General features: G+C 46.0%; 23 protein-coding genes. 22 read left to right on the top strand and 1 reads right to left on the bottom strand.

Translation table 11 applies throughout. From position 1 onward, the window contains the following. Nucleotides 1–2 precede the first annotated feature (2 nt). From ICN11_RS06260 to priA, 22 genes are all read left to right on the top strand, one after another. Nucleotides 3–497, top strand: a complete 495-nt coding sequence (locus tag ICN11_RS06260; protein WP_216229607.1) for an SET domain-containing protein — start codon at nucleotides 3–5, stop codon at nucleotides 495–497. Between the two features lie 8 nt (nucleotides 498–505). After that, nucleotides 506–730, top strand: a complete 225-nt coding sequence (locus tag ICN11_RS06255; protein WP_216229606.1) for a DUF3717 domain-containing protein — start codon at nucleotides 506–508, stop codon at nucleotides 728–730. Between the two features lie 95 nt (nucleotides 731–825). Continuing rightward, nucleotides 826–1593, top strand: a complete 768-nt coding sequence (locus tag ICN11_RS06250) for an ABC transporter ATP-binding protein (protein WP_216229605.1) — start codon at nucleotides 826–828, stop codon at nucleotides 1591–1593. Further along, nucleotides 1590–2294 carry an ABC transporter ATP-binding protein gene (locus ICN11_RS06245; RefSeq protein WP_216229604.1) on the top strand — a complete coding sequence of 235 codons (705 nt, stop codon included), beginning with the start codon at nucleotides 1590–1592 and terminating at the stop codon, nucleotides 2292–2294. Before ICN11_RS06250 ends, ICN11_RS06245 begins: the two co-directional genes overlap by 4 nt. A 22-nt stretch (nucleotides 2295–2316) precedes the next feature. Next, nucleotides 2317–3540, top strand: a complete 1224-nt coding sequence (locus ICN11_RS06240; protein ID WP_216229603.1) for an ABC transporter substrate-binding protein — start codon at nucleotides 2317–2319, stop codon at nucleotides 3538–3540. A gap of 17 nt (nucleotides 3541–3557) precedes the next feature. Beyond that, nucleotides 3558–4478 (top strand): branched-chain amino acid ABC transporter permease, encoded by a 921-nt coding sequence (locus tag ICN11_RS06235; RefSeq protein ID WP_216229602.1) that lies wholly within the window; start codon nucleotides 3558–3560, stop codon nucleotides 4476–4478. Next, a complete protein-coding gene (locus tag ICN11_RS06230) occupies nucleotides 4479–5408 on the top strand; it encodes a branched-chain amino acid ABC transporter permease (protein WP_216229601.1) in 930 nt (309 codons plus the stop codon). A gap of 269 nt (nucleotides 5409–5677) precedes the next feature. Next, complete coding sequence (gene mnmG, locus ICN11_RS06225; RefSeq protein ID WP_216229600.1) at nucleotides 5678–7603, top strand: tRNA uridine-5-carboxymethylaminomethyl(34) synthesis enzyme MnmG; 1926 nt, start codon at nucleotides 5678–5680, stop codon at nucleotides 7601–7603. Next, nucleotides 7596–8258, top strand: a complete 663-nt coding sequence (gene rsmG, locus ICN11_RS06220) for a 16S rRNA (guanine(527)-N(7))-methyltransferase RsmG (RefSeq protein ID WP_216229599.1) — start codon at nucleotides 7596–7598, stop codon at nucleotides 8256–8258. The genes mnmG and rsmG overlap by 8 nt, the downstream gene beginning before the upstream one ends. Before the next feature lie 24 nt (nucleotides 8259–8282). Further along, on the top strand, nucleotides 8283–9053 hold the full coding sequence (locus ICN11_RS06215) for a ParA family protein (protein ID WP_216178742.1): 771 nt from the start codon (nucleotides 8283–8285) through the stop codon (nucleotides 9051–9053). Nucleotides 9054–9076: 23 nt separating this feature from the next. Continuing rightward, nucleotides 9077–9964 (top strand): ParB/RepB/Spo0J family partition protein, encoded by an 888-nt coding sequence (locus ICN11_RS06210; RefSeq protein WP_216229598.1) that lies wholly within the window; start codon nucleotides 9077–9079, stop codon nucleotides 9962–9964. Between the two features lie 68 nt (nucleotides 9965–10032). After that, on the top strand, nucleotides 10033–10527 hold the full coding sequence (locus tag ICN11_RS06205; RefSeq protein ID WP_216229597.1) for an ATP synthase subunit I: 495 nt from the start codon (nucleotides 10033–10035) through the stop codon (nucleotides 10525–10527). 39 nt (nucleotides 10528–10566) lie between these two features. Further along, nucleotides 10567–11442 (top strand): F0F1 ATP synthase subunit A, encoded by an 876-nt coding sequence (atpB, locus tag ICN11_RS06200; protein ID WP_216229596.1) that lies wholly within the window; start codon nucleotides 10567–10569, stop codon nucleotides 11440–11442. A gap of 46 nt (nucleotides 11443–11488) precedes the next feature. Continuing rightward, complete coding sequence (atpE, locus tag ICN11_RS06195; RefSeq protein WP_012357116.1) at nucleotides 11489–11755, top strand: F0F1 ATP synthase subunit C; 267 nt, start codon at nucleotides 11489–11491, stop codon at nucleotides 11753–11755. A gap of 63 nt (nucleotides 11756–11818) precedes the next feature. Further along, entirely contained in the window at nucleotides 11819–12289 is a 471-nt protein-coding gene (locus ICN11_RS06190; RefSeq protein WP_215334139.1) for a F0F1 ATP synthase subunit B, read from the top strand. A 1-nt stretch (nucleotide 12290) separates the two neighbouring features. Continuing rightward, complete coding sequence (locus ICN11_RS06185) at nucleotides 12291–12827, top strand: F0F1 ATP synthase subunit delta (RefSeq protein ID WP_216229595.1); 537 nt, start codon at nucleotides 12291–12293, stop codon at nucleotides 12825–12827. Between the two features lie 45 nt (nucleotides 12828–12872). Next, complete coding sequence (gene atpA / locus ICN11_RS06180; RefSeq protein ID WP_216136752.1) at nucleotides 12873–14414, top strand: F0F1 ATP synthase subunit alpha; 1542 nt, start codon at nucleotides 12873–12875, stop codon at nucleotides 14412–14414. 17 nt (nucleotides 14415–14431) lie between these two features. Beyond that, nucleotides 14432–15301, top strand: a complete 870-nt coding sequence (gene atpG, locus ICN11_RS06175) for a F0F1 ATP synthase subunit gamma (protein ID WP_216229594.1) — start codon at nucleotides 14432–14434, stop codon at nucleotides 15299–15301. A gap of 55 nt (nucleotides 15302–15356) precedes the next feature. Next, complete coding sequence (atpD, locus tag ICN11_RS06170; protein WP_015420207.1) at nucleotides 15357–16757, top strand: F0F1 ATP synthase subunit beta; 1401 nt, start codon at nucleotides 15357–15359, stop codon at nucleotides 16755–16757. Nucleotides 16758–16778: 21 nt separating this feature from the next. Next, on the top strand, nucleotides 16779–17195 hold the full coding sequence (locus ICN11_RS06165) for a F0F1 ATP synthase subunit epsilon (RefSeq protein WP_216229593.1): 417 nt from the start codon (nucleotides 16779–16781) through the stop codon (nucleotides 17193–17195). Nucleotides 17196–17204: 9 nt separating this feature from the next. After that, on the top strand, nucleotides 17205–18323 hold the full coding sequence (gene hemE, locus ICN11_RS06160) for a uroporphyrinogen decarboxylase (RefSeq protein WP_216229661.1): 1119 nt from the start codon (nucleotides 17205–17207) through the stop codon (nucleotides 18321–18323). A 261-nt stretch (nucleotides 18324–18584) separates the two neighbouring features. After that, on the top strand, nucleotides 18585–20717 hold the full coding sequence (priA, locus tag ICN11_RS06155) for a primosomal protein N' (RefSeq protein WP_255539903.1): 2133 nt from the start codon (nucleotides 18585–18587) through the stop codon (nucleotides 20715–20717). On the opposite strand, the gene gcvH is transcribed toward priA, so the two are convergent. Then, complete coding sequence (gene gcvH, locus ICN11_RS06150; protein ID WP_216229592.1) at nucleotides 20714–21106, bottom strand: glycine cleavage system protein GcvH; 393 nt, start codon at nucleotides 21104–21106, stop codon at nucleotides 20714–20716. The genes priA and gcvH overlap by 4 nt on opposite strands. Nucleotides 21107–21137: the final 31 nt, after the last annotated feature.

Genomic DNA, 21137 nt, shown 5'->3' with positions numbered 1-21137 from the left:
AAATGGCTAAAAAGAAATTGGCTTTACCGAACGTGGATAGGTCTTGCATTATTGTTAAATCTTCACCCATTCACGGCAAAGGGGTGTTTGCTGCAAAGCCTATTAAAAAAGGCGCGGCCATCATTGAGTACAAAGGTGAGCGTATTAGTTGGAAGTTGGCCGAGAAGCGCCACCCACACGATCCTAAAGACCCAAATCACACCTTCTACTTTTCTTTAGAAGATGGGCGCTGCATTGATGCCAAGTACGGCGGTAACGCTGCGCGCTGGATTAACCACTCCTGCAAGCCTAGTTGTGAAACCCGAGAAGACAGTTTTGATGGTGAACCACGCGTATTTATCTATGCGAAACGTGACCTCAAACCCGGCGAAGAGCTTTTTTATGACTACTCTTTGGATGTCGAGGGCCGCATTACTAAGAAAATGAAAAAAGATTACGAGTGTCGTTGTGGCGCAAAAAAATGTCGCGGCACCATGTTGTCGCTTGATGACAAGTAATTCTTAAAATGTTGTTTGTTAGCATTCAAGAGTTAGAGGCTGCCATTAATTATTGGCGCAGCCAATCCCCTGCGATTGGTGAGGAGTTGCACTTGTGTCCAGAGGCTGCGGCTCTTGCAAAACCATACGCCCTCATGATTGTTCAGGGCGCCCAAAGAGTTCCTATGGATGTTTTGGATGAGGCTGCAAGAGTGGCAATTCAGAACTTTTTCAAAAATACCCATACAAATTAAACAACACCCACTTTGTGTGTTTAGGGTTATCGCTATATTAGTAAATGCTCTCTTAGGGTATTCTTAATTTCTTGCCTAAAAATGGGTATGGGGATTTGAGCTTGCAAGAAACAATATTAAAAACAATTGGCCTTGGAAAAACCTTTAAAGGTTTTTCTGCGGTAAGTGACGTCAATCTAGATGTTACTAGGGGCACCATTCATGCTTTGATTGGGCCTAACGGCGCGGGAAAGACCACCTGCTTTAATCTGCTCACGAAGTTCTTGGAGCCCAGTAGCGGACAGATCTTATTTAATGGTTTTGACATTACCAAAGAGAAGCCCGCTCAAATTGCACGGCGCGGCGTTGTTCGGTCGTTTCAGATCTCTGCAGTTTTTCCCCACTTAACTGTTTTAGAAAACGTTCGTGTTGCACTGCAGCGAGGATTGGGTACGGAGTTTCATTTTTGGAGGTCTGGCGACTCACTCAATGTGCTCAATGAGCGTGCTGAAGAGTTGTTGCTTGAGGTTGGTTTGGCTGATTTTGCTCATGAAGAGACCCTAAATCTAGCTTATGGCCGCAAAAGAGCCCTTGAAATCGCCACCACCATGGCCATGGAGCCTGAGTTAATGCTGCTGGATGAGCCGACACAAGGTATGGGTCACGAGGATGTGGAGCGTGTTACCGAGTTAATTGATCGGGTAGCAAAAGGGCGCACTATTTTGATGGTCGAACACAATATGAAGGTGGTTTCATCTATTGCTGACCGCATTACGGTATTACAGCGTGGCTCGGTTTTGGCTGAAGGCTCTTATCAGGAAGTTTCAAATAACCCACTGGTGGTTGAGGCTTATATGGGTAGTCACGGGGGTGACAGCATATGAGTAATATGGCTTTAGAGGTTAAAAACCTTGAATCTTGGTATGGAGAGTCCCACATCCTTCACGGCGTGAACTTTGCTGTGCGTGATGGCGAGGTGGTTACTCTTTTGGGTCGCAACGGCGCTGGTCGCAGCACCATTTTAAAAACCATTTTGGGCTTAACCAGCAAGAGAACTGGTTCAGTAGAGATTTATGGCGCTCAAACTATTGCGATGCCAACCTACAGAATTGCGCGCTTGGGGGTTGGTTTCTGCCCAGAAGAGCGCGGCATCTTTGCCAGCCTAAGCACCGAAGAGAACTTAATATTGTTGCCAGAGATTGCTCCTGGCGGCATGGGTTTGGACGAGATTTATGAAATGTTCCCCAACCTTTATGAGCGACGCAACAGTCCTGGTACAAGGTTGTCGGGCGGTGAACAACAAATGCTCGCAATGGCACGCATTCTGAGAACAGGCGCAAAACTATTGTTGTTAGATGAGATTACTGAGGGTTTGGCACCAGTGATTGTTCAAAAGCTGGGCGAGGTGGTTACTAGCTTGCGCAATAAGGGTTTCACGATTGTGTTGGTGGAGCAAAACTTCCGTTTTGCTGCACCCTTGGCCGATCGCCATTATGTTGTTGAGCACGGCAATGTAGTCGAGGTTGTTAATCAAAACGAGCTTGCTGAGAAAGCAAGCTTATTGAATGAGTATCTTGGTGTTTAGTGGTTATCTATAGGAGATAAAAATGAAGTTAAAGCAAATTACCGCGTGTCTGGTGGCGGCAACCTTTTTTGGTTCAAACCCAGCGTTTGCACAAACATCTAAAGTTAGTGGTGATGTAATTAAGATTGGTGTGTTAACTGACTTATCTTCAACCTATTCAGACTTGGCTGGTCCTGGCGCAGTGATTGCGGCAAAAATGGCGATCGCTGATTTTTCAAAAGACGGCACTGTTATTGGCAAAAAGATTGAATTGGTTAGCGCCGATCATCAAAACAAAGCAGATATTGCCGCAAACAAAGCACGTGAGTGGTACGACAAAGACGGCGTTGATGTGATTGTTGAGTTGGTGTCTACCAACGTTGCGCTCGCCGTAATGGAAGTGGCAGAACAAAAAAATAAAATCACATTAGTTTCTGGCGCAGCCTCTTTGCCAATTACCAATGAAAAATGTACCGCCAATAACGTACATTGGACTTACGATACCTATGCGCTTTCAAACGGTACAGCTAAGGCTGTTGTAAAGCAGGGCAAAAAGAACTGGTACTTCCTTACAGCTGATTACGCTTTCGGCGCTGCTTTGGAGAAAGATTCAACCAACGTTGTTAATGCAAACGGCGGCAAGGTGTTGGGTACTAGTAAGCACCCATTCCCAAATAGCGACTTCTCTTCATACCTTCTAAAGGCGCAAGCTAGTGGTGCCGATGTTGTGGCATTGGCGAACGCCGGTCAAGATACTATTAACTCGGTGAAGCAGGCTTCAGAATTTGGTATCAACAAAAAGCAAACTGTAGTTCCTTTGCTTATGTTTATCTCCGACGTTCACTCTTTGGGCTTGAATGCTGCACAAGGCATGTATTTAACCGAAGGCTTCTATTGGGATAAAGACGATAAGACACGCGCATTCTCGAAGCGTTTCATCTTGCAACACAAGCGTATGCCTACTAGTGTTCAGGCCGGCGTTTACTCATCTGTTCTTGCTTACTTAACTGCAGTACAAAAAGCTGGCACTGACGATACACAGGCGGTAATGAAGGCCCTGAAATCCACCAACATTGATGATGGATTGTTCAAAGGAAAAATCCGCGCCGATGGTAAGTTTGAGCACGACATGTATTTGCTTGAAGTGAAGAAGCCATCCGACTCTAAGAGCCCATGGGATTATTACAACGTCAAGGCAGTGATTCCTGCTGCTGAGGCAACACAACCACTTTCATTGTCACGATGCAAGTTGGTTACTAACAAGTAATTCATTTCTAGCTAAGTATGTTTGAACTTCTTGGAATTACCCCACAAGGGCTGGTTGCTCAGCTCTTGGTGGGGCTTATTAATGGCTCTTTCTATGCCATTTTGAGTTTGGGTCTGGCCATTATTTTTGGCCTACTCAACATCATCAATTTTTCGCATGGCGCCCAGTACACAATGGGTGCATTTGTTGCCTGGATTGGCCTTACTCAAGTCGGCCAATGGTTTGGCTTTCCTGAGTTCTCTATTAACTATTGGTTTGCATTAATTTTGGTGCCCTTGGTTATGGCGGGCTTTGGTTTGATTCTTGAGCGCACAATGCTCAGGCGCCTTTATCACCTTGATCACCTTTATGGCTTGTTGTTAACTTTTGGTTTGGCGCTCATTATTGAGGGCATGTTCCGTCACTGGTATGGAATCTCTGGTGAGAGCTATCCAGCTCCTGAGCTATTGCAAGGTGCAATACCTTTAGAGTCTATCGGCATTATTTTGCCCAAGTACCGTTTGTGGGTTGTTGTGGTTTCTTTGGTAGTTTGTTTCTCTACTTGGTATGTGATTGAGCGAACCAAGTTGGGCGCCTATCTTCGCGCTGGCACTGAAAATCCAAAACTTCTTCAAGCATTTGGCATCAATGTTCCACTAATGATTTCCTTGGCTTACGCCTATGGTGTGGGCCTTGCTGGCTTTGCTGGCGTTTTAGCTGCGCCAATTTTTCAAGTTAACCCATTGATGGGGTCGAATCTCATCATTGTTGTTTTCGCGGTTGTTGTGATTGGCGGCATGGGCTCCATCATGGGCTCTATATTGACCGGTCTAGCCTTAGGTTTGATCGAGGGCTTAACTAAAGTTTTTTACCCAGAAGCTTCTGGCGTGGTTATTTTTGTGATCATGGCAATCGTGTTGCTCATTCGTCCAGCTGGACTTTTCGGCCGGGAGAAATAAGTGAACTCAAATACAAAACTGCTTTATGGGATTCTGGTTTTAATTGCCCTACTGCTTCCGTTCCAAGACTTTATTTATTTAGTTTTTGCAATGAAGGTCTTGTGTTTCGCCCTCTTTGCTTGCGCATTTAATTTGTTGTTGGGTTTCACGGGACTTCTTTCTTTTGGACACGCGGCATTCTTTGGAACCTCTGCTTACATCACCGCCTATCTTTGTAAAGAAGCTGGCCTATCTCCGGAGTTTGGAATTGTGTTGGGCGTCTTGGGCTCTGGCGTCTTGGGCTTTCTGATTGGCTCTTTGGCTATTCGTCGACAAGGTATTTATTTTGCGATGGTGACGCTTGCGCTCTCCCAGATGGTCTACTTCTTAGCGGTTCAACTCCCCTTTACTGGTGGTGAGGATGGCATTCAAGGTGTGCCACGCGGAATGCTATTTGGCCTAATTGATTTAAAAGATGATGTCAGCATGTATTACTTTGTGCTCGCTGTTTTCTTGCTTGGATTTGCATTGATCGTTCGCACAGTGCATTCCCCTTTTGGCCAAGTCTTAAAAGCTATTCGTGAAAACGAACCGCGCGCAGTTTCTTTGGGTTATGACGTTGATCGTTTCAAGCTAATCTCTTTTGTGATTTCAGCGGCGCTTGCGGGCCTTGCTGGTTCTTTGAAAACCCTTGTCTTCCAGTTGGCAACATTGACCGATGTTCATTGGCACATGTCTGGCGAAGTTGTTTTAATGACATTGCTTGGTGGAATGGGCACCATCCTTGGTCCAGTAGTCGGTGCCGGCATTGTGGTTGGTTTACAAAACTATCTAGCTAACATTGGATCTTGGAGCACGATTGCAACTGGATTTATTTTCGTAATCTGTGTCTTGGCATTCCGTCGCGGGGTTGTTGGCGAAATTACTCATCTCTTTAAGAAGAAGAATTGATTTAGGTTTTTCTTGTTCGCTTTTAGTGCGGCGCTTCGGCGCCGTACTCATTTAAAACCTCCCGCCATTCGTTCAATATGTGCCGCTACTTCTCGGCGGCGGCCATTGTGGGATTGTTTAGCACCAATCATTAATAGCTATTTTTACAAAAACTCAATTAAATCAATGACTTATTAAGTAGGTGCTATATTTTATTGTTATTTGAGTGAGCATTTGTTTCACGTGAAACCTACAAAATGCTATGATCATCGCCCTATCTGAGGCAAATCATGCGTTATTCAAAGAACTTCGATGTCATTGTGGTTGGTGGCGGTCATGCCGGGACCGAGGCTGCCCTCGCTTCCGCGCGCATGGGATGTGACACCCTGCTTATTACTCACAGCATTGAGAATTTAGGCGCCATGAGTTGTAATCCCTCAATTGGCGGGATTGGCAAAGGCCACTTAGTTAAAGAAATTGACGCTATGGGCGGCGCCATGGCGGCGGCCACTGATGAGGCCGGTATTCAGTTTCGGATATTGAATTCCAGCAAAGGCCCTGCAGTCCGCGCAACCCGCGCACAGAGCGATCGAGTTTTATATAAGGCGGCGATTCGCCGTCGCCTTGAGAATCAGGAAAACCTGACCCTTTTCCAAGCTGCTGTTGATGATTTACTGGTTCAAGGTGACGAGGTCCAGGGTGTAGTTACGCAAATGGGCCTGAAGTTTATGGCCAAGAAGGTGGTTTTAACGGCCGGAACCTTCTTGGATGGAAAGATTCATGTCGGCTTAAATAATTACGCTGGTGGTCGAGCTGGTGACCCAGCAGCTGTTTCTTTGTCAGCCAGGCTAAAAGAGTTGAAACTTCCTCAAGGAAGACTAAAGACGGGTACGCCGCCGAGGATCGATGGCCGCACTATTGATTTCTCGGTGATGCTGGAACAGCCTGGTGACTTAGATCCGGTGCCGGTTTTCTCTTATTTGGGTCGACCTGAGCAACACCCAAAGCAAGTTCCTTGCTGGATTTCCCATACGAATGAGCAAACACACGACATTATTCGGGGTGGTTTAGACCGCTCGCCAATGTATACGGGTGTAATTGAGGGGGTTGGTCCCCGCTATTGCCCTTCTATTGAAGACAAGATTCATCGCTTTGCCTCCAGAAATAGTCATCAGATCTTCTTGGAGCCTGAGGGCTTAACAACAAACGAGTTTTATCCCAATGGAATCTCTACTAGCCTCCCCTTTGATATTCAGTGGAGTTTGGTGCGAAGTATTCGGGGTTTAGAGTCTGCGGTGATTGTGCGTCCTGGTTATGCCATTGAGTACGATTTCTTTGATCCACGCCACTTACGCCATAGTTTGGAGACCAAGGCGATTGCCGGTCTTTACTTTGCAGGTCAGATTAATGGCACTACGGGTTATGAAGAGGCTGCAGCACAGGGCATGCTTGCTGGCATCAATGCTGGTTTAGCGGCACAGGGCAAGGAGCCTTGGTTGCCCAAGCGCAGTGAGTCTTACATTGGTGTTTTGGTGGATGACCTGATTACTTTGGGTGTTCAAGAGCCTTACCGCATGTTTACAAGTCGTGCCGAGTACCGCTTGAGCCTGCGTGAAGACAATGCGGATTTGCGTCTAACTACCATTGGCCGTGAGCTTGGTTTAGTAGATGACTATCGCTGGAATACGTTTTGCAGAAAACAGGAGGCTGTTTCACGTGAAACATCCCGCTTGCAAGATATTTGGATTGGACCAAAGCATGGCTCAGCGAAGGCAGTTTCTGAGCTTTTAGGCCAAGACTTATCCCACGAGTGTAGTTTGGCTGATCTTTTGCGGCGCCCCGGCATCACTTATGAGGCGATAACCAGCTTGGCTGATGGCCTTTGGTCGCCGGGAACGCTGGATGATGACTTGGGTTTAGCGCAGCAAATTAGCGACCAGGTTGAAATTTCTATTAAATATCAAGGCTATATAGATAGGCAGGCGGTTGAGATTGCTCGGCAAGAGCATAACGAGAGCTTTCCTTTGCCCGAGTCTTTGGACTACACCCAGGTTCTTGGTTTGTCTAAAGAGGTGCAGCAAAAACTGAATCTGCATAAGCCTGGCACCTTGGGTCAGGCCGGCAGAATTTCTGGTGTGACGCCGGCGGCTCTCTCGCTACTACTGGTCCACCTTAAAAAGGGTCTAGGCCGCACCCAAGAAGAAACCCATGAGTAATGATTTGGTTTCTTTGGGAATTGAAGGGTTAGGCCTCAATCTCAGTTCCGCGAATATTGCAGATTTAGAGCTCTTTTTGCAGGAAATGGGTCGCTGGAACCAGGTGCATAACTTGACTGCAATTGAGGGTGAAAAGAACTCAGTACGATTGCATCTCATTGATTCCATTACGGTTTTACCCGTGATGCGTCAATTTTTGGATTTAAAAAACCCCAAAATTGCAGACCTTGGCTCGGGTGGTGGTTTACCAGCAATCCCTATTGCCATCTTGCAGCCCGAGTGGCATGTGACCCTGATTGAGGCTATCCGCAAAAAAACAGCGTTCTTGCAACACGTACGTGGCAAGTTGGGCCTAAAGAATATTCAGGTTCTGAGTGAACGTGTCGAGGCGGTGGCTAAATCACAGCCTGGACAGTTTGATGCAGTGATTTCTAGAGCATTTACTAATCTTGCCCATTTTCTAGAGCTTTCCCTTCCCCTTCTGAAGTCTGATGGCCTAGTGTTCGCGATGAAAGCTAGGCGGGCAGATGAAGAGCTGCAAGATGTTTGCATGGATGACTGGCGCTTGGTTGCCGATGAGCCCTTACAGATCCCAAATTTGGCGGTGGAGCGCAGACTTTTAGTCTTATCCCCCGTGAGAAAATTACCCCTCTAAAGTACGACATTTTTAAGAAAAACTATGGCCAAAATATTTTGTATTGCAAATCAAAAAGGCGGGGTTGGTAAAACCACCACTGCTGTGAATTTGGCCGCCGGTTTAGCCGGACATCAGCAACGTGTTTTGTTAGTAGACTTAGATCCACAAGGTAATGCCACGATGGGATCTGGAATTGAAAAAGCGGATCTCAATAACACCGTGTATCAAGTCTTAATTGGCTTGTCATCAGTGAAAGAGTCCGCGGTGCGTTGCGAAAGTTCTGGCTACGATGTGCTTCCAGCAAATCGTGATTTAGCTGGCGCAGAAATTGAGTTGGTGGATTTGGATTCTCGCGAACAACGATTGAAAGATGCGCTTGCACTCGTAGCAAATGACTACGATTTTATTTTGATTGATTGTCCCCCTGCACTATCTTTGTTAACTCTCAATGGATTGTGTGCAGCGAACGGCGTGATCGTACCAATGCAGTGTGAATATTTTGCGTTAGAGGGATTATCAGATTTAGTTAACACCATCAAACAGGTACATGCAAACTTAAATCCTGACTTGGTGATTATCGGTTTGTTACGCGTGATGTTTGACGCGCGCATGACATTGCAACAACAGGTTTCCGATCAATTGCTTGAGCACTTTGGCGACAAAGTATTCAAGAGCATTATTCCCCGCAACGTCCGCCTGGCCGAAGCCCCGTCTTATGGGCTTCCTGGGGTGGCGTTTGATAAGTCATCGCGTGGCGCTAAAGCTTACTTAGAGTTTGGTGCTGAGATGATTGAGCGCATTAAGCAAATGTAAAACCTAGGAACAAGAAAAATATTATGGTTGCTATTAAGAAAAAAGGTTTGGGTCGTGGCTTAGAGGCGCTGCTCGGTGATAAGGCGCAGAAAGAAACTACTGCTGAAATTAATCGTTTGCCATTAACCGCATTGCAGGCTGGTAAATATCAGCCGCGTCAAAAAATGGAAGCAGTCGCATTACAAGAGTTGGCTGAGAGTATTCGCGAACAAGGTGTGATGCAACCATTGTTAGTGCGTTTGGTCGCTCCTGGTAAATATGAAATTATTGCGGGTGAACGTCGCTTCCGTGCGGCAACATTGGCAGGCTTAAAAGAGGTGCCTGTTTTAGTTTCTGGCGCAAATGATCAAGCTGCCGCCGCAATGGCTTTGGTTGAGAATATGCAGCGCGAAGATTTGAATCCGCTGGAAGAATCTCAGGGTCTCGCAAGGTTAATTGAGGAGTTTGGTTTCACGCATGAACAAGCAGCAAAAGCGGTAGGCAAATCACGCAGTGCTGTAAGCAATTTATTGCGCTTAAATCAACTGGCAAAACCAGTGCAAGCTATGCTTTTGGCGGGTGATATTGATATGGGCCACGCACGCGCTTTATTGCCTTTGCCTGGAGCAAGTCAAGTCGCCTTGGCGCAAAGAATTGCAGCCCAAGGTCTTTCTGTTCGGGAGGCTGAAAAAATGTCTACCGCCCTAGCCCTCGCCGGTGGACAGATTGGCGATAAAAAAGTCAAAACTCAGGCGGAGGGCGGCGCACCAAGTCGAGATCCAGATATGCGCCGTTTAACCCAAGAAATCGCTGATTTGATAGGTTTAAATGCAGAATTTAAGTTCAAAGGCAAGGGCGGCGAACTCAGAATTCGCTTCAGCCAATTTGACGAGTTGGATTCTTTGCTAAAAAAGCTGGGCGTCGAGGCTTAAAAGTCATTAAAAATGACCCTAAAACATTTGACCTATTGCAGTGCACACATTAAACTCACGGGGCTAAATTGATTCCTCAAAAAAATCGATTTTCCGAGGCAAATGACTGGGATGAGCCCGAAGAAGAGGTCTATCGGGTTTTAAGTAAAGAGGAAATGACTGCGTTGCAAGCCAGCAATGCCGTTAAACACCCCCCGCTGTCGCCCTGGAGGATTTTGGCTGCGCAAGTAGCCGTTACCGTGCTCAGCATGGTGATTTGGTCAATTTTTGGGGAGCCGGTAGGGGTAAGCCTTTATACTCAGTCGGCCTTTTTAGGTGGTTTAATTAGCGTCTTGCCGTCAGCCTTGTTTTTGATCAGGCTGGAGTTGGCAAAAAATACGCAGATATTGAATCCAGGTAATTATTTGGCAGCATTGGTTTCGGGCGAATTTATCAAAATCGTCGTTACTTTGATGCTGTTTTTAGGGGTTGCATATTTGATCCCGGGTGTGCTTTGGGTCCCATTGTTGGTGACTTATGTGCTTGCCCTTAAGTGTGTGTGGCTGGCGTGGTTGTGGCGCTAAGAGTAATAAATGAGATTGAACCAAAGGACTAGTTAAGAGATGTCTAGCGAAGCAAACCAAGCCCACGCGGCAGCCGAGCAAATGACGCCAACAGCGTACATTTCAGAGCACTTACAAAACCTCAACAATTCAGGTGGACCACAGACGTCCATTATTGATTTCAGCATTATCAATTTAGACACCATTTTTTGGGCATCCCTCATGGGCTTGCTCACGGTATTTATTTTGTTGATTGCAGCGCGTCGCGCAACTCCAGGTGTGCCAGGTCGTTTCCAGTGCTTTGTTGAAATGATTGTGGAGATGGCTGAAACACAATCGAAGAGCATTGTTCATGGCGACCGCTCTTTCATTGCCCCGCTTGCTCTGTTTGTATTCTTTTGGATCATCCTTTTAAATACTCTCGACTTGATTCCAGTGGATTGGGTTTTAGGCGTCAATCATTTCATTGAAAGCTTTGGTGTTCATGTTCCGCACCATAAGGTTGTTCCTACAACCGATCTGAATGCGACCATGGGTATGTCCATGTCTGTTTTGCTTTTGGTTTTCTTTTACAGCTTCAAAGTAAAAGGTTTTGGCGGCTTCTTGCATGAGCTCGTTTCTGCCCCGTTTGGCGCGAAGTGGTACTTGGCCCCATTCAATCTCGCTTTGAACATCATCGAATATCTTGCTAAAGGTGTTTCATTGGGAATGCGACTATTCGGCAACATGTATGCCGGCGAGTTGGTTTTCTTGTTGATCGCATTGCTAGGTAGCGTGTGGACGTTTAATTTTGATTTATCCCTGTTCGGATTGGTGGGCCATGTTATTGCTGGATCAGCTTGGGCCATCTTCCACATTTTGGTTATTTTGTTGCAAGCCTTTATTTTCATGATGTTGACCTTGGTCTACATCGGGCAAGCGCATAGCCATCACTAAGATTTTTTATTTTTAACTTATCTCTTTAACTTCAGGAGTCAGCAACATGCAACAATTTCTCGCAAATATTCAAGGTTTCACAGCAATCGCTATCGGCATCATCATCGGCCTCGGCGCGATCGGTGCTTGTTTAGGTATTGCATTGATGGGTGGTAAGTACATCGAAGCTTGTGCACGTCAACCAGAATTGATGGAGCCACTCCAAACTAAGATGTTCCTTTTGGCTGGTTTGATCGACGCTGCGTTCTTGATCGGCGTTGGTGTTGCAATGTTGTTTGCTTTCGCAAACCCACTGCTCGCAGTTATTAAGTAATTGTTTTGGCGTGGATGACCACCGGGTCATCCAACCGTTCTCAACAATACTGAAAGGAATATCGTGAATCTGAACGCGACCCTATTCGCGCAAATGATCGTTTTCTTCGTCTTATGGTGGGTTGTTGCACGCTTTGTGTGGCCACCGCTAGTTAAGGCGTTAGATGAGCGTTCAAGCAAAATTGCCGACGGCCTAGCTGCTGCCGAGCGTGGTAAAGAAGCACTCGCATTAGCAAGCAATGAAGCAGAGCAAGAATTAAATAAAGCACGCCAAGAAGGTGTGCAGCGTGTTGCAGAAGCAGAAAAACGTGCGCAAATGTCCGCTGAAGAAATTCGCGTAAATGCACAAGCTGAAGCAGCCCGCATCATTTCTCAAGCTAAGCAAGATGCAGATCAACAAGTAACTCGTGCTCGCGAAGTGTTACGTGCTGAAGTTGCCGTGTTGGCTGTTAAAGGTGCAGAGCAAATTTTGCGTCGTGAAGTTGATGCAAAAGCCCATGGCACATTGCTTGATCAACTAAAGGCAGAACTTTGATATGGCTGAATTAGCCACGATTGCACGCCCTTACGCTGAAGCACTTTTTCAAAGTGCTAAGCCTGCTGAGCTTGCTACTTGTTTAGAGCAGTTAAATGAATTGGCGCAGCTCGCTGCATTGCCAGAAGTTGCTGCTTTATCAAACAATCCAAAAGTATCTGCAGATGATTTAAGCAAATTGCTTTCCGGCATGGTGAAGACAAAGCTGGACGGCAAAATTGCAAGCTTTTTAAGTCTTGTAAATCAAAACCATCGCATTTCTGCCATTCCTGAAATTGCACGTCAATTTGAGGCAATGAAGAATCAGAGCGAAGGTGCGGCAGAAGTAATGATTACTAGCGCATTCCCATTAGAGGGTTCTGCGTTAAATGATTTGTTGTCAAGTTTGAAGAAGCGCTTTGGGGGTAAAGAATTGCGCCCAACTATTCAAGTAGATCCTGCGTTGATTGGCGGAGTTCGCATTCAAGTTGGAGATGAGGTGTTGGATAGTTCAGTTAAAGCACAGTTAGCTCAAATGCAAGCAAGTCTTGGCGCATAAGTTATCCCTATTAAGAACATACGAAATAAGACCCAGGAGTAAGTAATGCAACTCAACCCTTCCGAGATCAGTGAACTGATCAAAAGCCGAATTAGCGAAATGGGTGTTGATTCCCAGCTTCGCAACGAAGGCACTGTAATTTCAGTGACCGACGGTATTTGCCGCGTACATGGCTTGTCTGGTGTTATGCAGGGCGAAATGTTGGAATTCCCTAACAACACAATCGGCCTCGCGTTGAACCTTGAGCGTGATTCAGTTGGTGCTGTAGTGTTGGGTGAGTACACCCACATTAAAGAAGGCGACCCAGTTAAATGTACTGGCCGCATTTTGGAAGTTCCAGTTGGTCCAGAGTTGCTCGGTCGCGTTGTAAACGCACTCGGTCAACCGATTGATGGCAAAGGCCCAATCAATACCAAGTTGACTGACTTTATCGAAAAAGTTGCTCCAGGCGTTATCGCTCGTCAATCTGTTAGCCAGCCAGTTCAAACTGGTTTGAAGGCGATTGATGCAATGGTTCCAATCGGCCGTGGTCAGCGCGAGTTGATCATTGGTGACCGTCAAACTGGTAAGACAGCTGTTGCGGTTGACGCAATCATTAACCAAAAAGGTAAAGGCGTTTATTGCGTTTACGTTGCGATTGGTCAAAAAGCTTCTACTATTGCTAACGTTGTTCGTAAGCTCACAGAGCTAGGCGCAATGGAATACACCGTTGTTGTTGCTGCAAGTGCTTCTGAGTCTGCAGCGATGCAGTACCTCTCAGCATATGCTGGTTGCACAATGGGTGAATACTTCCGCGACCGTGGCGAAGACGCATTGATCGTTTATGACGATTTAACAAAACAAGCTGTTGCATACCGCCAGATTTCTTTGCTTTTGCGTCGCCCACCAGGCCGCGAAGCTTACCCTGGCGACGTGTTCTACCTCCACTCACGTTTGTTAGAGCGCGCGGCTCGTGTAAACGCTGAATACGTAGAGAAATTTACAAATGGTTCAGTAAAAGGTAAGACAGGTTCTTTGACTGCATTGCCAATCATTGAAACTCAAGCTGGTGACGTTTCCGCATTCGTTCCAACCAACGTAATTTCGATTACCGATGGTCAGATCTTCTTGGAAACTGACTTGTTTAACGCTGGCGTACGTCCCGCGATTAACGCCGGTATTTCTGTGTCACGTGTTGGTGGTGCAGCACAAACTAAAGTCATTAAGAAATTGTCTGGCGGTATTCGTACCGACTTGGCGCAGTACCGTGAATTGGCAGCGTTTGCTCAGTTCGCTTCTGACCTTGACGAAGCAACTCGTAAGCAGTTGGAGCGCGGTCGTCGTGTTACAGAATTGTGTAAGCAAGCTCAGTACAAGCCTTTGCAGGTTTGGGAAATGGCGGCTTCACTCTACGCTGTGAATAACGGCTACTTTGATGACCTCGAAGTGAAGAACGTATTGCCATTCGAAAAAGGTTTGCAAGATCATTTGAAATCTAAGTACGCCGATTTAGTTGGCCGTATCGAAGATACAAAAGATTTGAGCAAAGATGACGAAGCTGCTTTGCGTGCTGCAATTGAGGATTACAAGCGTTCAGCCTCTTTCTAAGAGGGCTCGCATAAATCATGGCAAGCACAAAAGAGATACGATCTAAGATCAAGAGCGTGCAAAACACGCGCAAGATCACGAAGGCAATGGAAATGGTCGCCGCATCCAAGATGCGTCGCGCCCAAGAGCGCATGCGTAATGCGCGTCCTTATGCTGAAAAAATTCGTGAGATTGTTGCCAATCTTTCTAAAGCAAATCCTGAGTTCCGCCCTGCATACATGGCAACTCGCGAAGTGAAGAAAATTGGCACGATCTTGGTTACAACAGACAAAGGCTTGTGCGGTGGTTTAAATACCAACGTATTGCGTCTGATTGCAAACCAAGTGCGCGATACGGAAGGCAGCAACATTGGCATTGAGTACACAGCCATTGGATCCAAAGGCCTCCAGTTTTTAAATCGCTCTAAAGCAAAACTCATTTCTCAAACAATTCAGATTGGCGATACGCCACATATGGATGTTTTGATTGGTGCAATTACTGCCCAATTGGAGGCGTTTGAGCGCGGCGAGATTGATGCTGTTTATTTGGCATACACCCGCTTTGTTAACGCAATGAAACAAGAGCCTGTTTTAGAAAAACTCTTACCTTTGGAGCCGGCTGCATTAACTCCAGAAGAGCAAGCAGGAAATTCTTGGGATTACATCTACGAACCAGATGCAGAGTCCATTTTAAATGGCTTGCTCAAGCGTTACGTAGAGGCAATGATTTATCAAGCTGTTGCTGAAAATATGGCTTCAGAGCAATCTGCACGCATGGTCTCCATGAAGGCCGCTTCAGATAATGCGAAGAATGTAATCGGCGAATTGCAATTGGAATACAACAAGACGCGACAGGCTGCTATTACTAAAGAGTTGTCAGAGATTGTTGGCGGAGCGGCTGCGGTTTAAGCGGTCAGCGTTTAGGAATACGAAAGAATTCAGGAATTAAAAGCGGAGAAATGCGATGAGTAACGGAAATATCGTGCAGTGTATCGGTCCAGTGGTGGACATTCAGTTCCCACGCGACAAAATGCCAAACATTTATGATGCATTGACATTAGTTGATAGCGGCGAAAAATCATTTGCTGAAAAAGGTTTGACCTTTGAGGTGCAACAACAGATCGGTGACGGCGTAGTTCGCGCGATTGCCATGGGTGCAAGCGATGGTTTGCGTCGCGGTATGGAAGTGAAATCTACTGGCGGTCCAATTTCTGTTCCTGTCGGCCCAGCAACATTGGGACGCATCATGGACGTTTTAGGTCGCCCAATTGATGATGCGGGTCCGATTGCTACTGAAGAGCGTCGCGCTATTCACCAGCCAGCACCAAAGTTTGATGAACTCTCTCCTTCCGTTGACTTGTTAGAAACCGGTATTAAGGTTATTGACTTAGTTTGCCCGTTTGCTAAAGGCGGTAAGGTTGGCTTGTTCGGTGGTGCGGGTGTTGGTAAGACCGTGAACATGATGGAATTGATTAACAACATCGCTAAGCAACACTCAGGTTTATCTGTGTTTGCCGGTGTTGGTGAGCGTACTCGTGAAGGTAATGACTTCTACCACGAGATGAAAGAATCTAACGTTATCGACAAAGTGGCGATGGTGTTTGGTCAGATGAACGAGCCTCCTGGTAACCGTTTACGCGTAGCGTTGACTGGTTTGACAATGGCTGAAGCTTTCCGTGATGAAGGCCGTGACATTTTGTTCTTCGTTGATAACATCTACCGTTACACACTCGCAGGTACTGAGGTATCAGCGTTGTTAGGTCGTATGCCTTCAGCTGTGGGTTACCAGCCTACTTTGGCTGAAGAAATGGGTAAGTTGCAAGAGCGTATTACTTCAACTAAGACTGGTTCTGTTACATCTATTCAGGCCGTTTACGTTCCTGCGGATGACTTGACCGATCCATCACCAGCTACAACCTTCTTACACTTAGACTCCACAGTTGTGTTGTCACGTGATATTGCTGCTTTGGGTATTTACCCAGCGGTTGATCCATTGGATTCAACCAGCCGTCAGCTTGATCCACAAGTAGTTGGTCAAGAGCACTATGAAGTTGCTCGTGAAGTTCAGATGACATTGCAGCGCTACAAAGAGTTGCGCGACATTATTGCTATTTTGGGTATGGACGAGTTGTCACCAGAAGACAAATTAGCTGTGTCACGTGCACGTAAGATTCAACGTTTCTTGTCCCAGCCTTTCCACGTTGCTGAAGTGTTTACTGGTTCACCAGGCAAATACGTTCCATTGAAAGAAACTATCCGTGGTTTCAAAATGATTTGCAGCGGTGAATTGGATCACTTGCCTGAGCAAGCGTTCTACATGGTGGGTTCAATTGATGAAGCCATCGAGAAAGCTAAGAAGCTTTAATCGAACTCATCTAGGGAAATTATGTCAACCATACGCGTCGATGTAGTAAGTGCTGAGCAATCTATTTTCAGCGGTGAAGCCAAGTTTGTTGCGCTTCCCGGTGAGAATGGTGAGCTCGGTATTTTGCGCGGCCACACTCCTTTGATTACACGCATTCGTCCAGGTTCAGTTCGTATTGAAAAAGCTGACGGTGATGAAGAGTTTGTATTCGTTGCGGGTGGCTATTTAGAAGTTCAGCCGGATCATGTCACTGTATTGGCAGACACTGCTATTCGCGGTCATGATTTAGATGAAGCAAAAGCTAGCGAAGCGAAGAAGCGCGCTGAAGAAGCAATGCAAAATCGTGGTACCGACTTTGATTTGGCATTGGCTCAGTCAGAGTTTGCAATGGCAGCAGCACAGCTTGCAGCAATTGCTCGTTTCCGTCGTAAAAAGTAAGAGCCGGTCATCTCCTTGTTGTTAAATGATCGGTTTTTAAAAGCTTGCTTGGGCGAAGCGGTTGATCAAACACCGCTTTGGCTCATGCGCCAGGCGGGCCGCTATCTACCTGAGTACAACGCTACTCGTGCAAGAGCTGGAAGTTTTCTCGGCCTCGCTAAAAATCCTGCATACGCAACTGAAGTAACGCTCCAGCCATTGGATCGCTACCCATTGGATGCGGCAATTTTGTTCTCCGATATTTTGACCATTCCAGATGCAATGGGATTGGGCTTGAAATTTACTGCGGGCGAAGGTCCTAGTTTTGATCACCCCCTTCGCACAGAAGAGGCTGTTAAGAAATTACGTGTTGCAGATATGGATCAGCTCAAATATGTTTTTGATGCTGTCTCTGAAATTCGTAAAGCTTTGATTCAGGATGGCAAGCAGCGCGTTCCGTTAATTGGTTTCTCTGGAAGCCCGTGGACATTAGCTTGCTACATGATTGATGGTTCTGGCTCTGATGATTTCCGTCACGCCAAGACGATGATGTTTAGTCGCCCTGATTTGCTTGAACATATTCTGGAAATTAATGTGCAGTCTGTTGCCGCATATTTAATTGAGCAGGTAAAAGCTGGCGCACAAGCGCTAATGATTTTTGATACTTGGGGAGGTTTACTTCCTGATGGATGGTATCAGCGCATGTCTTTGGCAGCGATGCAAAAAGTGATTGCACTATTGCCGCGCGAACATGAGGGACGCAAGATCCCAATCATCATGTTTACTAAAGGCGGCGGAATTTGGTTGAGTGATATGGCGCAAGTTGGGGCAGATGTCATTGCGATTGACTGGACTATGCGCTTAAGCCGTGCCCGTAAGCAGCTTTTAGAGATTAACAAGCCACTATCTTTACAGGGTAACTTAGACCCGCTGATCTTGTTTTCGGAGCCAAAGCAGATCGCATCCGCTGCTTCTGGGCTCTTAGATGATCTGGCTGGCGCCCCAGCTTTAAAGCCGGGCTTACATTCGCTAGATGGCCATATCTTTAATCTTGGTCACGGCATAAATCAATTCACGCCCCCTGAGAGCGTAGCCTCCCTCTCTGAAACTATAATATCGCGGTCAAAAGCCCTACGGGCAGCAAAATAAGCACAAGTAATTACTAACTTTGGCCAATATTTAGGCGAAAGTTATGCACAGAAATGTGCAAAATCATAAATACAGTGAGATTCGTAAGAATTATGAACTTTCACCTTTAGTAATCAATGTAAATTACTGATTTATATAGAAAATAAACATAATGCTGATTTTCTATGCAAAATAGCATTCCTATAAAATAACTATATAAATCTAAAACAGCGAATGATATCCACAGACTTATCCACAGGATAAGGCGGAAAAATTAAGTAAATGATGCCCAAGCCCATCGTTGTACAGGTAGTAATAGATAAGCCTTTGGCTCAGGGCTTTGACTATCTGTGGGATGCTGAAAAATTAGGCAAATTACCAGAGGTTGGCAATGTAGTAGAGGTATCTTTTGCTAGATCTAAGGTGGTTGCTATTGTGATTAAAGTGAGCGATCACTCCGAATATGATTTAGAAAAACTCAAATCCGTAGACCGCCTGGCCCCACTTCCTGTATTTGACGCGTCTATGTTGCGCCTAATGAATTTTGTAAGCCAGTATTACATTCATGCTTTGGGTGAAACCATATTGCCTGTTATTCCAAAGATGTGGAAAAGCGCCGATGATTGGGAAAAGATTCCAGAGAAACTGAAATCGGCAGAAAAGAAAAGCAAAAAAAAGATAGAAGTAAAGCCAGAAGGATTAATCACTCTGGATCAACTGAACGACGAGCAAAAAAAGGCGTTACAAGAATTATTAGTTGGCAGTTCAAAAGAAAATCAATTTAGAGCAATCTTGTTGCAGGGGCAAACGGGTAGCGGTAAGACAGCGGTTTTTTTGAATTGGCTGGCAAGTATTCTGAAAGATGAAAGCGCTCAAGTCTTATTGCTAGTGCCAGAAATCAATTTAACGCCGCAATTAGAGAGGCGCGTGAAGGCCTACTTCCCAGATAAAAAAATGGCTGTGCTGCATAGCGGTGTCAGTGAAAAGAAAAGAGGCGTAGCTTGGTATGAGGCAATGACAGGCAAGGCGCAAATTATTTTAGGAACAAGATTGGCGGCTTTAACGCCAATGCCAAACTTACGCGCTATCGTGGTGGATGAGGAGCATGACCCATCATATAAACAACAAGATGGGACTCGTTACTCCGCAAGGGATTTGGCAATCTGGCGTGCACATGATCAAAAAATTCCGATCCTCTTATCTTCGGCTACGCCATCGTTGGAAACTTGGCTAGCTGCTAATTCAAGCCGCTATGAATATATGCGCCTTGATCAGCGAGCGCAGGGCGCTAGCTTGCCACGTGTGCATCTTATTAATACGCGAGACCCACAAAATCAATTTAGTCCAGGTGATGTGGGGGTGCCAAAAGAAAAAAGCCTCATCACCAAAACGCTTGCAAATGCCATTAGCAAATCACTGGCTGAAAAAAAGCAATGCCTGATTTTAATTAATCGACGCGGGTATGCTCCTGTGCTCAGCTGCTCGGCATGCAATTGGTTATCAAAGTGCACCCAGTGCTCCACCTATACCGTAATGCATAAGGCTGGTGCGTTAGGAAAGCGAGCAGTGTTGAGCTGCCATCACTGCGGCTTAGTAAAACCAATTCCTCAGTTTTGCCCAGATTGTGGCAATGCGGATTTAAAAACTTTAGGTCATGGCACACAAAAGCTAGAAGATGCTATTGAAGAAATGTGGCCGCTAGCAAGAGTGCTGCGGGTTGATACAGACTCCAGCAGAAAGAGCAAAGGAGCTGAGGCACTCTTTCAGGAAATACATGATGGCAATGTAGATATTGTTGTTGGTACTCAAATGATTGCCAAGGGACATGACTATCAAAATATTGGATTGGTTGCAGTCTTAGATGCAGATAGTCGACTTTACTCTGCCGACTTCAGGGCAGCCGAAAGATTATTTGCACAGTTGGTGCAGGTGGCTGGACGCGCTGGAAGGTCAGGTACTAGTGGTCAAGCCGGTGGTGATATTTATATCGAGACTAAGTATCCAGAGTCACCGGTATTTCAATATTTGCTTAGGCATGACGTGGATGGATTTTTAGCATTCACTGCTGGGGAGCGTGAAGAGGCAAGATTGCCGCCCTACTCTTATCAAGCCCTTATTCATGCGGAAGGTAAAAGTCTGGATAAGGCAATCCAGTTTTTGCATGAGCTCAAAGCGCGCCTGAAAAGCAGGGGTATGATTACTAGAGAGTTAAAGGTCTATGACCCTGTGCCTAAGCCGGTCATGAGGGTGGCGGGGTCAGAGCGCGCCCAATTGCTGATTGAGTCCGGTAATCGTAAGGCCCTACAAGAAGCCCTTGAAATGATTGATCAAGAGCTACGTCAAGATTCCACTGGAAGAATTAGTAAAACATCGCGCATACGTTGGCTAGTAGAGCGCGACCCAATTTCTATTTAAGCACCTGGCCCAGATTCATATTGCGCAAGAGGCAATAAAGCATTGAGATCTGCGGCTAAAGATTCCGTTGATGTCGGTTTAATTTTAAACAGCCAAACTGCATAAGGTTTTTCATTCACCACTTCAGGGCTAGCATCCATCTCTTCATTGAGGGCGACGATCTCACCACTAATGGGCGCATGAATATCGCTGGCAGCCTTAACCGACTCGATTGTGGCAATAGCTTCGCTCTGCTTCACTTCTTGTCCAAGCTTCGGCGCTTGAAAAAACATCACATCACCTAAAGCTTCTTGTGCGTGATTGCTAATGCCAACCCACACCAGTCCATCATCTTCGATGCTGGCCCACTCATGTGTTTCCGCGAATTTAAATGTGTCTTGAGTTTTCATTGTGTATCCTGTGAGATATATTCTAGCTTCT

This window comes from Polynucleobacter sp. 78F-HAINBA, assembly GCF_018882325.1.
Lineage (GTDB): Bacteria > Pseudomonadota > Gammaproteobacteria > Burkholderiales > Burkholderiaceae > Polynucleobacter.
This window is presented reverse-complemented; position numbering and strand designations above follow the sequence as displayed.

Bases quoted from the DNA above. Each gene is read 5' to 3' on its own strand.
- ICN11_RS06260 (WP_216229607.1), top strand. From the start codon at position 3: ATGGCTAAAAAGAAATTGGCTTTACCGAACGTGGATAGGTCTTGCATT.
- ICN11_RS06255 (WP_216229606.1), top strand. From the start codon at position 506: ATGTTGTTTGTTAGCATTCAAGAGTTAGAGGCTGCCATTAATTATTGG.
- ICN11_RS06245 (WP_216229604.1), top strand. From the start codon at position 1,590: ATGAGTAATATGGCTTTAGAGGTTAAAAACCTTGAATCTTGGTATGGA.
- ICN11_RS06240 (WP_216229603.1), top strand. From the start codon at position 2,317: ATGAAGTTAAAGCAAATTACCGCGTGTCTGGTGGCGGCAACCTTTTTT.
- ICN11_RS06235 (WP_216229602.1), top strand. From the start codon at position 3,558: ATGTTTGAACTTCTTGGAATTACCCCACAAGGGCTGGTTGCTCAGCTC.
- mnmG (WP_216229600.1), top strand. From the start codon at position 5,678: ATGCGTTATTCAAAGAACTTCGATGTCATTGTGGTTGGTGGCGGTCAT.
- rsmG (WP_216229599.1), top strand. From the start codon at position 7,596: ATGAGTAATGATTTGGTTTCTTTGGGAATTGAAGGGTTAGGCCTCAAT.
- ICN11_RS06215 (WP_216178742.1), top strand. From the start codon at position 8,283: ATGGCCAAAATATTTTGTATTGCAAATCAAAAAGGCGGGGTTGGTAAA.
- ICN11_RS06210 (WP_216229598.1), top strand. From the start codon at position 9,077: ATGGTTGCTATTAAGAAAAAAGGTTTGGGTCGTGGCTTAGAGGCGCTG.
- atpB (WP_216229596.1), top strand. From the start codon at position 10,567: ATGTCTAGCGAAGCAAACCAAGCCCACGCGGCAGCCGAGCAAATGACG.
- atpE (WP_012357116.1), top strand. From the start codon at position 11,489: ATGCAACAATTTCTCGCAAATATTCAAGGTTTCACAGCAATCGCTATC.
- ICN11_RS06185 (WP_216229595.1), top strand. From the start codon at position 12,291: ATGGCTGAATTAGCCACGATTGCACGCCCTTACGCTGAAGCACTTTTT.
- atpA (WP_216136752.1), top strand. From the start codon at position 12,873: ATGCAACTCAACCCTTCCGAGATCAGTGAACTGATCAAAAGCCGAATT.
- atpG (WP_216229594.1), top strand. From the start codon at position 14,432: ATGGCAAGCACAAAAGAGATACGATCTAAGATCAAGAGCGTGCAAAAC.
- atpD (WP_015420207.1), top strand. From the start codon at position 15,357: ATGAGTAACGGAAATATCGTGCAGTGTATCGGTCCAGTGGTGGACATT.
- ICN11_RS06165 (WP_216229593.1), top strand. From the start codon at position 16,779: ATGTCAACCATACGCGTCGATGTAGTAAGTGCTGAGCAATCTATTTTC.
- priA (WP_255539903.1), top strand. From the start codon at position 18,585: ATGATGCCCAAGCCCATCGTTGTACAGGTAGTAATAGATAAGCCTTTG.
- gcvH (WP_216229592.1), bottom strand. From the start codon at position 21,106: ATGAAAACTCAAGACACATTTAAATTCGCGGAAACACATGAGTGGGCC.